Here is a 12,584-nt window from a genome sequence, read left to right as displayed (position 1 = left end):
ACCTCCAAGTAGTTATCTAAATTTCCTCTTTCAATTATATCTTTTCTTCGACAAAATAGGAGGATTTCCTTCTAAAAAACCAATCATTTTAGTATACCATACAAAATTCTCCATTTGTCGCGTTTTGTTCTACCTTCTACAGAAAATAATTTACTTCGGCCATATCCTCTAACAGAAAAAACGTCTCCTGGATAACATTCATAAGAAGTTTGCTCCACTGTTTTCCAATTGACTTTTACTAAACCATTTTTTATGAAAGGTTGTACTTTCTGTCTAGATAAATGTAACATTTCAGCTAACATAACATCTAAACGAAGTGAAGAAACCGTTCCAGATTTCTCCCCCCACGTTTCATGTATTTGTAGAATTTGTTCTCCTTGCACTGCTGATAAGGAGACTTTTACTTTTCCTATTGCTTGTAAGTTCATCTCAATGTACGATACGATTTCTTTCGCAACTACAATTTGGGCACGATTTTCTTGCAGCAAAATATCACCACATTTTTCTCTCGTTAAACCAAGAGACATAAATGTACCTAATATTTGCCTATGTTCTAGCGTATAAAACTTGGAAGGATAGTCAATTTCTAATACTTCTACTTGAAATTCTTCTTCATTTAATTCTAGATAGTCTGGATAAATGAGTGCTCTTTTACGCTCTGCATTAGGCGTTGCACCACCAAATTGCACAGCGACATCTCCTTGTCCAATTACCATAGAAACAATTTGTTGCTGTCTTGGATCAAGGAAATCTGTTAATTTCACTTGATGGTACTCCGCTGTTTGCTTCCACTCCAGCACTTTATCTACAAAGACCTCTTCATCAGGCCTAAAATGTTCGTAAATGCTCATGTATTTAACCTCTTACTATAAGAAATAGCTGAACAAACTGAACAAACCACTTTTAGCAAGTTTTAACGCAAAAATCGCAACGAGTGGAGAAATATCAATCATACCAAGCGGCGGAATAAATCTGCGGAATGGTTCTAAATACGGTTCACAAATTCGCGCCAAGAACTCTCCAAAAGATGATTCCTTTGCACCAGGAAACCATGATAGGAGAATGTAAATAATCAGTGCCCACGAGTAAATCTCGATAGCAGAACTTAACACCATTAAAACTGTTGTCATGGCGTATTACCACCTCTTTATATTTGTTTCTTCTTCTTCACCGAATAACTCTGAAATTGCACCAACAATATCAACATTTTCAGGTGTACACATAAATGTTTTCGGTCCTATTTTTTGAATGTCCCCGCCTATAGCGTATACAGTACCACTTAAAAAGTCAACGATACGTACCGCTTGATCAGTAGACATTCTCTGCAAATTAATTACAACAGCTCGTCTACCTTTTAAGTGGTCCGCAATCCCTTGTGCTTCCGAATATGTGCGTGGTTCTAATAAAACAACTTTTGAAGATTGTTTTGCTGTTTCAATACTCACAACATTTTGCTTCGGTTGCGCTTTTGGAAACGTAACATCTTGTTGTTCTGGTGGATCTTGCTGCTTTTTCATGTCTGTTTGCTCCTTTTCATAACCATATTGAGCTGCTTCTTTTTCTTCCGGTGTATCAAAAAAGAAGTATTTTACTTTTGACCAACTCATAATAAGATTCTCCTTCCTTTTACGCTTTTCCTACTAAAATCGTTCCCAAACGAATATATGTAGCCCCTTCTTCAATTGCAATCGTGTAATCGTTGGACATTCCCATTGATAATTCTTTACATGGCGCATGTAATAACTCTAGCTCCTGCACCTTTGTTTGCAACATACGTAATTCCTTAAAACAGCGTCTGATTTCTTCCTCTTCTTCTGTAAATGGAGCCATCGTCATTAGTCCAACCACTTCAATTTTATCGAATTCTTGCAAACTTTGAATAAAAGAAACAACCTCTTCTATTGCTAATCCTTGCTTCGATTCTTCAGATGAGGTTTTCACTTGAATAAAGCATTTCACTTTCTTATCAGCACGTTTCTGAATTTCTTTCGCCAGGGAAAGACGATCTAACGAATGTAAATAATCAATTTCATTAATGATTTCTTTTACTTTTCTCGTTTGTAATGAGCCAATAAAGTGCCAATTAACTTTTGAACCGAAATGCTCATATTTCTGTAAGAAACCTTCATTTCTATTTTCACCTAAATCGATAATTCCAGTTTCAATTACTTCGTTTGTTTTTTCAATCCCTACAGTTTTTGTCACTGCAACAAGTTTAATATCTTGCAACGAACGTCCAGCTCGAACGCAAGATTCTTTAATAGCTTCGTTTACAATTACTAAATTTTCTTGTACTGTCACTTGCTTCCTTCCTCCTTAAAACCTATGAAACTCAACATTCTTCCTGTCTTACCTTGATCACGACGATGAGAGAAAAATAGTTGCTCTTCACAGCTTGTACAAAGAGATGACATTACAATATGCTCTTCTTTTATGCCTGCTTGTACACATAATATACGATTAATTTCTTTTAAATTAATTGCGTACTGCCCGTCAGAAATTTTTTGATGAGGAACAGCACCGTTAATTACTTTCTGTGCTGCTGTTAATACTCGATCATCCACAACATAACAACAAGATCCAATCGACGGTCCAATTGCAACATGAATTTCATCACTTGAAATACCTTCTGCATTCCACTTTTGAATCATTTCCTTTGCAATCTCTTGTACAGTGCCTTTCCATCCAGCATGCGCAAGTCCTATCATACCATGTGATGGTGCATAAAAATAGAGCGGAACACAATCCGCGTAACAAGACGTTAACAGAACATCTTCATTACTCGTATAAATGCCATCTGTTTTTGAAATGCCGTCCTCATATGAATAAACGCCACTTCCTTTTTCCTGTTGCCCTACTTTTTCAACATGATGATCATGAACTTGTTCAGAGCAAATCCAGTTTTCTAATGGTTTTTGTAACTTATTTGCTAAAATGCGTCTGTTTTCATGAACGTTCTCCACGATATCATTCACATGTAATCCTAAATTCATCGCATGAAAGGAGCCCGTACTTATCCCACCATCTTTTGTCGTAAATCCAGCAGTAATGTTTCCAAGTTCTTTCCACGCTTGTAAATACAGTATACCGTCCACATATTTAAATGGTTCTCTCATAATAAAGCGGCTCCTTTTAATTAAAATAACAGAAAAAAGCATGGTACTTCCTGTCTATTTTACCATACTTTTATTTTTTCATAATCCTAACAGAAAAAAAAGAGGAATTTGTAATATTCTTTATGAAATTGTCGGTGTTTGTATTGATTCTGTTACAGTATTAACAGGATCTACTCTTACAAGTATGACATCCTCCCCAATTTTCACAATTTCCTTCCAAGGAATTACAATCTCAACATCTTTTCCAAAAATACCTAGCATACGTGTCTGTTTGGAAATAATAACAGAACAAACTTGCCCTGTGTTCATATCAATTTCAATATCTCCAATATTCCCAATCCTTTTTCCATCTGAAATATTTATAACATCCTTCATCTGTAACTCTGAAATTCGTATCACCATTTTTACCCTCTCCCTTATATGACGAATTGGAAGCTGTTTCTCATATTTACAGGAAGCCACCTATACGAAACACCATGCTAGTTTCATTATATGAACACTAATCCCCTACTATGAGCACAAACCATATTACATATAAAAAGGTCTCACCATAATTGGTGAGACCTTATCCTTGAATCGTTTTATTCATTTGTTTAATGGCTGACTTCTCTAAACGTGATACTTGAGCTTGGGAAATCCCAATTTCTTCTGCAACTTCCATCTGTGTCTTTCCTTGGAAGAAACGTTTTCTAATAATCATTTTCTCTCGATCATTTAAACGCTTCATTCCTTCTTTCAATGCTAGTTCTTCAACCCACTGCTCGTCCTTTTGTTTTTCATCACTTAACTGATCCATAACAAAGATAGGATCTCCTCCATCATTATAAATCGGTTCAAATAATGAAACTGGATCTTGAATTGCATCTAAAGCAAATACTATCTCTTCATGAGTTACTTCTAGCACTTTTGCAATATCCATTGCTGTTGGTTCTTTTGAATTTTCTGCAATTAACTTCTCTCTTACTTGCAAAGCTTTATACGCAATATCTCGCAATGAGCGCGATACGCGAATCGGATTATTATCACGCAAATATCTGCGTATTTCCCCAATAATCATCGGCACAGCATACGTTGAAAATTTTACATTTTGGCCTAAATCAAAATTATCAATTGATTTCATAAGTCCGATGCAACCAACTTGGAATAAATCGTCAACATATTCTCCTCTGTTATTAAATCTTTGGATGACGCTCAGTACAAGACGTAAGTTTCCATTCACTAATTTTTCTCTTGCGCTTATCTCTCCACTTTGCATTTCACGAAATAATTTACGCATCTCTTCATTTTTTAATACTGGAAGTTTAGCTGTATCAACACCGCAAATTTCTACTTTGTTTCTCGTCAAAGTGTTCCCTCCTATCGGGAGTTGCTGTACAGTGTAAAGTATTTCCTTTGAAGGGGATTTTATGCATATGGTTTTTTCACGATTTTTCATTTAAATTATCTTTCCTAATACAACTAAATAGAATAAGACCAGCCTACATAACGGCTGGTCTTATTCTTCACACCATTTTATTAAATTCTTTTCGTAATCTTTTTATAATTCTTTTTTCTAAACGCGAAATGTATGACTGTGAAATCCCAAGCATATCCGCCACATCTTTTTGCGTCTTTTCCTCTCCTCCAGCAAGCCCAAACCGAAGTTCCATAATTTGTTTTTCACGATCATTTAATTGGTGTAATGCTTTCATTAAAAGGTGACGATCTACAGTAGCTTCTAAATCTTTTGTAATAATATCATCATCTGTACCTAACACGTCAGACAACAATAGTTCATTCCCATCCCAATCAATGTTTAGCGGTTCATCAAAAGAAACTTCCGAACGATTTTTGTTATTCCGACGTAAATGCATTAAAATTTCATTTTCTATACAACGCGATGCATATGTTGCTAATTTTATTTTCTTTTCTGGATTAAATGTATTTACCGCTTTAATAAGGCCGATTGTTCCTATACTAATTAAATCTTCAATATTTATCCCTGTATTTTCAAACTTTCTTGCTATATATACAACGAGCCTTAAGTTGCGTTCAATAAGTAATGACCTTGCTGCCTGATCTCCTTTTGGCAATTTATTCAAAAGAACTTCCTCTTCTTCTTTCGTTAACGGTGGTGGCAACGCTTCACTTCCACCAATATAATAAATTTCATCGGTCTTAATTCCTAATTTCAGCAATACTTTATACCAAAGGTATACTAAATAAAATTTTAATTTCATCATATTATCCCGCCTCTCATTATTAAGCGATCACCATTTTTTGTGAAATCAACATTTTGGGATGCACAATACATTGATACTCCCCATTAGTAGACAGTTGTTGTGTATTTAATCCAATTAATACTTTGTTTACAACAATAGAACTACCTTCATGATCAACTTGCACACTGTCAGGCTTAATTGCCCACAAAAATTGACTTTCTACTCCTACTGCACGGAAAGGAATTAAACGTAATTTTGTCGCCCAACCAGAATCATTTTCTGGTATTTGAGGAATTTCTGTTTTGGAATAAATTTGTTCTGTTAACCAAGATGGTAAGCAATGTTCTAATGATGAAACATGCATAATCATAACGGGTGTTTTTGTTAATGGGTCGTAAAGTTGGTTCCCACTGTCAATAAGACCTGCCAGTTCTAGTTCTTCTTCCGCTAATTGAATTTTTACTTTCACAATTTGGTCATAGTGTATTTTCGTGACCTCTACGCTTTCAATACGCTTTTTAGAAAAATAATAAATTACCGGAAAACCAAAAATAACAAATAACCAACTAATTGGATCGCCGTAAGAAATTGACTGAGATTGAACCAATCCATTTACCATTTCATTCGTTTGCAAAAAGAAATGAGTTCCAATTAATCCTCCGCCAACCATAAAGGTTACAAAGTAAAAAGTAAAAACAGTTTGTGCATAATTTCTAAATGTTGTAAACCCAAATGCTGTATACACAATAAGTAACGAGTACAGTAGTTTCATAATTGGATGTGTCATCATAGAAGCAAAAGGAGTAAAGGCAAAAATAACAATAGTTGAACCTATAAATGCCCCTAACACAAGCCTCCATCTTTTGATCTTCTTTTTTAACACGGTAGCTGTTAATAAAAGCAAAAGAAAATCAATGCAGGCGTTTAACAACCAAACAACGTCGGCGTAAACAACCAAACAATTCACCTCTTTTTTCAAGTTGAGACTAGTATAATGCATATCCAATAGGAAAGTGTGTCAATTTGCGGAGGTGTTTTTTTGTTATTTTGTGATTTCTAGACATAATCTGTCGGTAAAAAATAAAAGTACAAATTCATAGAATGATATACTCTTATTTTCACCAACAAAATATATTGAAATATACGAAATAAAAAAAGACCTGCTTAGCAGGTCTTTTCCATTTAAAAAACAAAAAAGGAGCATGAAAGCTCCTTTTTTTATCGTCTACGACGGTTACGTAAAAATGCTGGAATATCGATATCATCTGAATCTGAATGACGCTCATGTACAACTGGCTCTTCACGCTTCATTTCACGTTTTACTTCACGTTGTTTTGAAGGTTGAGCTACTGGTTGTTGCTGTTGTTGCGTGTGGTTCGCATTCGGACGAATAATTGGTTTTGGTGGTTGAGTTGCAATGCTATCATCAAAACCAGTTGCAATTACAGTTACAACGATATCATCTTTTAATCCTTCGTTAATAACAGAACCGAAGATCATATTTACTTCTGGATCTGAAGCTGAAGCTACGATATCTGCCGCTTCTTGTACTTCATATAAGCTTAAGTTAGCGCCACCCGTAATGTTCATGATAACACCTTGAGCTCCATCAATAGATGTTTCTAGTAATGGACTAGAAATCGCTTTTTTCGCAGCTTCTGCAGCACGATTTTCCCCGTTACCAGAACCAATACCCATTAAAGCAGAACCTCTATTAGACATAATTGTCTTTACGTCTGCAAAGTCTAAGTTAATTAAACCTGGCGTTGCAATTAAATCCGAAATACCTTGAACACCTTGACGTAATACGTTATCAGCTTCACGGAATGCTTCTAACATTGGCGTATTTTTATCAACAATCTCTAATAAGCGATCGTTTGGAATTACAATAAGAGTATCTACATTTTCTTTAAATGCTGCAATACCAGATGCTGCTTGCGTCGCACGCTTACGTCCTTCAAAAGTAAATGGACGTGTTACAACACCAACTGTTAAAGCACCTAATTCTTTTGCAACTTGAGCAACAACTGGAGCTGCACCAGTTCCAGTTCCACCGCCCATACCGGCAGTTACGAAGACCATATCCGCACCACGAAGTGCTTCTTGGATCTGTTCTTTACTTTCTTCTGCAGCTTTTTTCCCTACTTCAGGGTTTGCGCCTGCACCAAGTCCACGCGTTAATTTTCCACCAATCTGCATTTTCGTTTCAGCTTTTGATAGATTTAATGCTTGTGCATCAGTGTTCACAGCGATAAAGTCTACACCTTGTACACCGTGTTCAATCATACGGTTTACAGCATTGTTTCCGCCACCGCCGACACCGATAACTTTTATATTCGCTAATTGATCTTGAGTAGTATCAAACTCTAACATGTCGAAATCCCCCTAGAACCTCATTTTTCGTGTCCAATTTTAATCCCATAAATAACGGAATACACGTTTTACTTTTGACATCATGCGGTCATCATTTTGATTATTATTGTTTTGATTACGAGTTTTTTGTTTTGCAGGTTGCTGTTGTACCGGCGTTGGTGCTGGTGCTGGTACTGGTTCAAAATGCTCTTGCTTTTCCTGCACATTTTTCCCACGTAATTTAGCTTTTTGATAAGAATGTTTAATTAATCCAACTCCACTTGTATATTGGGGCTCACGCACACCAATATAATCAGGAGTTGCTACACGAACATTTTCATGTAAAATATCATATGCAAGGTCAAGAACACCTGGCATAGAAGCAATTCCACCAGTTAGTACATAACCAGAAGCCACTTGCTTTACTCCTAACTTACGCACTTCATCTTGAACAAACATTAAAATTTCCTCTACACGAGCCTCTATTATATCCGATAATTCCAACTGAGAATATTGTTCTGTTTGATCACTTCCCATAATAGGAACCGTAAACATCTCTTCTTCAGATGCTGTATCATAAAAAGCATGTCCATATTTCAACTTAATTTGATCTGCATTTTCTGTTGAAGTTTTCAACCCAATCGCAATATCCTTCGTTATATGGTCTCCACCTAATGGTAATACGCTCGTCGCTTGTAACTCTCCATCTTTAAAAATAGATAAAGTTGTAGATCCTCCCCCCATATCAACAAGGGCTACTCCTCTATTTTTTTCATCTGAAGATATAGCAACTGTTGCAGCCGCTAAAGGTTGAAGACAAATATCAACAATTTCAAGACCTGCTTTTTCTACACAACGAAGTAGGTTATGTAGTAAAGTTCTCGAGCCTGTAATAAGTGTACCTTCCATTTCTAATCTTACACCGATCATCCCGCGTGGATCGTTAATCTCGTCAAGACCGTCTACGATGAACTGTCGAGGTACCACATCAATAAACTCACGTTCTGGAGCAATTGACACAACTTGTGCTGCATCTAGAACGCGTAAGACATCTTCATTCCCGATTTCACGATCTTCATTTGAAACAGCGACTACTCCGTGACAAGGAAGTAGCTGTACCTGGTTTGCATTGACACCTACTACAACTTGCTCAATGTGGATTCCCACCATGCGCTCAGCTTGTTCAATTGCTTTTTTAATTGATCGAACAGTCTCGTCTATATCAACTATCGATCCCTTCTTTAAACCATTTGATTTTACATTTCCAACACCAATAATGTTTAAGCTGTCATTAACCATTTCACCAATGATGACTTTAACATTGGATGTACCGATGTCAAGACTAACATATATTTCATTGCTGTTCATTCTTTGGCACCTCCTTCTTTATTTATACCATACAACTCAATATATGGAACAACAATCGCAACTTTACTATTTATAAGAAAAATATTCAACGTCTTTATACGTTTCCCTTTTTTAACCCTATATTTTTCTTATTTTTATTTAGCATTCAATTAAGAATATCGCAGTAAACTATGAATAACTGCTTATCTTGAAATAATTCTATTTCGAGTGTAAAGTTTACCGCCAAGTATAAGTCTACACTAAGATGTACTCATAGAAAAGTGAAACTTGTACCAATACTAGTATGAATCTAAGAATTTTTACATATTTTTCATCAAATGAACCATTCTTCTAAATTCGTATACATATAATAGAACATTCGTTTTGTTTTTTCTGCTATAATCAACGAAAACTACCATTCTATTCTTTTTTTTCTTCCGCACCTAATTCTTTCGTATATGCACCTACTTCTAAGTCAATTAATACCTTCTTACCTGGCTCAATTGTTTTTAAAATAAGCGGATAGGCTTCCATACGTTTTGCAAATTTTTGAATCGTAGTGCTCACTTCATAACCTTCATTCATATATAAAGTAAGATGATCTTCATTCGCATTTGTTGGTGAATAGCGAATCTCCGAAATAGATTTTAAAATAGCTGGTGTTAATTTTTCTAGTTCAGCGATTAACTCCTTCATTTTCTCTTCTTTAAAAGGTTCGAAAATCGGTGCTGCAACAGGAAGTTTTCCATTAGGTAGTACATCAAGCGTTTTTCCATTTTCTAATAACGGTTGTAATTTTCCCTCTTTATTTATATAACCAATCGTTAAATATTCTTCGATATGAATATCAATCTTGTTTGGAAAACGTTTTTTTACATTTACTGCTTTAATTTCTTTTCGCTTCGTTAAGTTTTCTTCAGCTTTATGTGCTGTCACTCGGAAATAACTTGTATCATATGTCACGCCTGAATCCTTCATTACTTGCTCATCCGTCATATAGTGATTTCCAAACACACTAATCTTTTTTATATTACTAAGCGGAGACCGAAAATAAATTAAAAAGAGCACTAATAAAAATAAAATTGATATGTATAAAATCAATCGATGATTAACATTTTTTTTGTTTTTTTTCTTTTGATTTTTCAATTTTGGTACACGATCTTGTAGTTTAATCACTTTACTATTATTCATGTACGATCCCCCTATGTAACATAAAGAACGGCATGTTCCTCATGCCGTTCTTATCTTCTTATTATAACATAAATGATAATGAGCGGAACGAATAACCGTTATCTTCCAATGATTTCTACTTCTGTATGCATATCTACATCAAATTTATCCTTAATTGTATGTTTTATTAATTCAATTAAGGACAATACATCTTGCGCTGAAGCTCCCCCGGTATTAACAATAAAATTGCCATGCATTTCAGAAATTTGAGCTCCACCAATCCTATAACCACGAAGCCCTGCTTTTTCTACTAAATCTCCTGCAAAATGTGGGATTGGATTCCGAAATACACTTCCTGCACACGGGTGATTCCATGGTTGCGTTTCACGGCGGTAATCTTTATTATTTTGCATGCTACGTACAATTTCTTCACGTTTTCCCGCCTGTAATTGAAACTCCGCCTCTAAAACAATACCAGGACGTTTCGTTTGCAATACAGATGCCCGATAAGAAAACTCCAGTTCTTTATTCATTAACCAGTCAATTGTACCGTCTTCAAACAGAATGAGAGCCTTCGATAATACACTCGATATATCCGATTTATGTGCACCTGCATTCATATATACTGCACCACCGACACTTCCTGGAATACCGCTTGCAAACTCCAATCCAGCTAACCCTTGACGACTAAGTAAAGTTGACAATTTAATAAGAGGATATCCACTACCAACTCTTACCTTATGTTTTTCGACCTCTAAGTGATCTAATCCTTCTCCTAAACGAATAACAACACCTTCTATGCCTTGATCAGATACAAGAAGGTTTGAACCGCGCCCAATTACAGTCCACTTCGTTTTGTATTGCTTTACTAACTGTAATGTTTTTTCAATACCGGCTACATGCTTTGGCACAATTAAAATATCCGCTGGTCCACCTATTTTCATAGTTGTATAACGTGCTAACAACTCGTTAACTAAAACACGACCAACGTCTGCTTCTATAAGCTCATTTACTAATTGTTCCATAGACAATCTCCCCCATATTAAGTCTCCTTATGACAATAATATGCAGGGCGTTCACCTAACGTTATCCCTCTATTTACGGGCAGTACAGCTCCTAAATCAAAATTCGGCGGTAACAAAGAAGTTAGGCGAGAATCGGGATGCCAGTAAACATCCGATTAGTGAAAGGTAATAATCAACGAGAAAGAATCACTCCCCACCGATTAAAGCCTCACTTTATTTTTTTACAAGCTTATTCATTACTTCATACAGCTTATTTGCTGCATCTGGAATACCTAGTTGCTTAGCAGCTAGCTTCATATTTTGTAATGTTTGTGCATCCAATAAAATCTCATCAATATCACGAATAAGCGTTTCAGCTGTTAAATCTTTTTCAAGTAACATTTTTGCCGCTCCTTTATCAACAACTGAACGTGCATTCTTTTCCTGATGATTATTTGTTACGTACGGACTCGGTATTAACACACTTGGTTTTCCTAACGCTGTTAATTCTGCAAGTGTTGTTGCCCCAGCCCTTGAAACAACAAGGTCTACACCAGTTAGTACCTCTGGCATATTATGAATGAACGGCTTAATAATAACATTGTTCGGGTTCCCTTTTTGCTTCACGGCTTCCATCACTTTGTCATAATGCACTTCACCTGTTACATATAGTATTTCGTAGCTTTTGTTCCCAAACTGTTCAATTGCTTCAACGAAGGCATCGTTAATCGGTCTAGCTCCACGACTTCCACCAAATATAAGTACAGACTTTTTAGGAAGAGAAAGCCCAACTGAACGTTTCCCTTTCATTCCATTTTGATCCATTACCTCTGATGCTCGCGGATTACCTGTCATTACCACTTTTGACTCTGGAAAATGCTCTGTAGCTGCTTCAAAACAAACAGCAACTTTATCAACATAACGACTTAAAAATTTGTTCGTTACACCTGGTACACTATTTTGTTCATGTACAATAGTTGGAATACCTAATTTGGCTGCAGCGTATACAACTGGTCCACATACATATCCACCCGTTCCAATTACGATATCCGGATTAAAACGACGAATATATCGTTTACTATCCTGTACACCTTTTAGAAAACGCATTACTGTTTTCACATTATCTAATGATATTTTTCGTTTAAATCCACTTATAACAATAGACTGAAATGGTATACCTGCTTTTGGAACGATTGTACTCTCTAGTCCATTTTCCGTACCAATATATAAAAATCTTGCTTCTGGATTTAACTTTTTTATTTCTCTAATTAAAGCAAGAGCTGGATAAATATGACCACCAGTACCCCCACCACTAACTAATACACGCACTACTAACTCCTCCGCTTCTCTTTTCTTATTTCCATTATATTTATTTCTATATACATATTGCATTT

At 35.8% G+C, this 12,584-nt stretch carries 14 protein-coding genes; all 14 read right to left on the bottom strand.

Annotated features, from left to right (window positions below):
• Positions 1–83: 83 nt before the first annotated feature.
• The 14 genes from H6481_RS02700 to murG all read right to left on the bottom strand — a co-directional run bounded on the left by H6481_RS02700 (position 84) and on the right by murG (position 12,519).
• Positions 84–851: an RNA-binding protein gene (locus tag H6481_RS02700; RefSeq protein ID WP_023522859.1), complete on the bottom strand. Its 768-nt coding sequence runs from the start codon at positions 849–851 to the stop codon at positions 84–86.
• 15 nt (positions 852–866) lie between these two features.
• The gene (locus H6481_RS02695; RefSeq protein ID WP_000214324.1) at positions 867–1,130 is read right to left on the bottom strand and encodes a YggT family protein; all 264 of its coding nucleotides are present in this window, start codon (positions 1,128–1,130) and stop codon (positions 867–869) included.
• Positions 1,131–1,136: 6 nt separating this feature from the next.
• Positions 1,137–1,607, bottom strand: a complete 471-nt coding sequence (locus H6481_RS02690; RefSeq protein WP_000119129.1) for a cell division protein SepF — start codon at positions 1,605–1,607, stop codon at positions 1,137–1,139.
• Positions 1,608–1,626: 19 nt separating this feature from the next.
• On the bottom strand, positions 1,627–2,301 hold the full coding sequence (locus H6481_RS02685) for a YggS family pyridoxal phosphate-dependent enzyme (RefSeq protein ID WP_000218011.1): 675 nt from the start codon (positions 2,299–2,301) through the stop codon (positions 1,627–1,629).
• A complete protein-coding gene (pgeF, locus tag H6481_RS02680; protein ID WP_001209012.1) occupies positions 2,298–3,116 on the bottom strand; it encodes a peptidoglycan editing factor PgeF in 819 nt (272 codons plus the stop codon). The genes H6481_RS02685 and pgeF overlap by 4 nt, the downstream gene beginning before the upstream one ends.
• 120 nt (positions 3,117–3,236) lie before the next feature.
• Positions 3,237–3,518, bottom strand: a complete 282-nt coding sequence (locus H6481_RS02675) for a YlmC/YmxH family sporulation protein (protein ID WP_000236749.1) — start codon at positions 3,516–3,518, stop codon at positions 3,237–3,239.
• 163 nt (positions 3,519–3,681) lie between these two features.
• Positions 3,682–4,461 carry an RNA polymerase sporulation sigma factor SigG gene (gene sigG, locus H6481_RS02670; RefSeq protein ID WP_000197755.1) on the bottom strand — a complete coding sequence of 260 codons (780 nt, stop codon included), beginning with the start codon at positions 4,459–4,461 and terminating at the stop codon, positions 3,682–3,684.
• A 157-nt stretch (positions 4,462–4,618) separates the two neighbouring features.
• Entirely contained in the window at positions 4,619–5,338 is a 720-nt protein-coding gene (gene sigE, locus H6481_RS02665; protein WP_000976948.1) for an RNA polymerase sporulation sigma factor SigE, read from the bottom strand.
• Positions 5,339–5,357: 19 nt separating this feature from the next.
• Positions 5,358–6,275 (bottom strand): sigma-E processing peptidase SpoIIGA, encoded by a 918-nt coding sequence (gene spoIIGA / locus H6481_RS02660; protein WP_000261975.1) that lies wholly within the window; start codon positions 6,273–6,275, stop codon positions 5,358–5,360.
• 260 nt (positions 6,276–6,535) lie between these two features.
• Positions 6,536–7,690 carry a cell division protein FtsZ gene (gene ftsZ, locus H6481_RS02655; protein WP_000888984.1) on the bottom strand — a complete coding sequence of 385 codons (1,155 nt, stop codon included), beginning with the start codon at positions 7,688–7,690 and terminating at the stop codon, positions 6,536–6,538.
• Positions 7,691–7,729: 39 nt separating this feature from the next.
• The gene (ftsA, locus tag H6481_RS02650) at positions 7,730–9,037 is read right to left on the bottom strand and encodes a cell division protein FtsA (RefSeq protein ID WP_001087557.1); all 1,308 of its coding nucleotides are present in this window, start codon (positions 9,035–9,037) and stop codon (positions 7,730–7,732) included.
• Between the two features lie 399 nt (positions 9,038–9,436).
• Complete coding sequence (divIB, locus tag H6481_RS02645) at positions 9,437–10,207, bottom strand: cell division protein DivIB (protein WP_182811000.1); 771 nt, start codon at positions 10,205–10,207, stop codon at positions 9,437–9,439.
• 98 nt (positions 10,208–10,305) lie between these two features.
• Positions 10,306–11,211, bottom strand: coding sequence for a UDP-N-acetylmuramate dehydrogenase (murB, locus tag H6481_RS02640; RefSeq protein ID WP_023522862.1), 906 nt, complete (start codon positions 11,209–11,211; stop codon positions 10,306–10,308).
• Positions 11,212–11,424: 213 nt separating this feature from the next.
• A complete protein-coding gene (gene murG / locus H6481_RS02635) occupies positions 11,425–12,519 on the bottom strand; it encodes an undecaprenyldiphospho-muramoylpentapeptide beta-N-acetylglucosaminyltransferase (RefSeq protein ID WP_024927913.1) in 1,095 nt (364 codons plus the stop codon).
• Between the last annotated feature and the right edge of the window lie 65 nt (positions 12,520–12,584).

Source organism: Bacillus sp. ME78 (genome assembly GCF_903970865.1).
Lineage (GTDB): Bacteria > Bacillota > Bacilli > Bacillales > Bacillaceae_G > Bacillus_A > Bacillus_A cereus.
The sequence above is the reverse complement of the archived record's forward strand: the minus strand, read 5'-3'. Positions and strand labels throughout refer to the sequence as shown.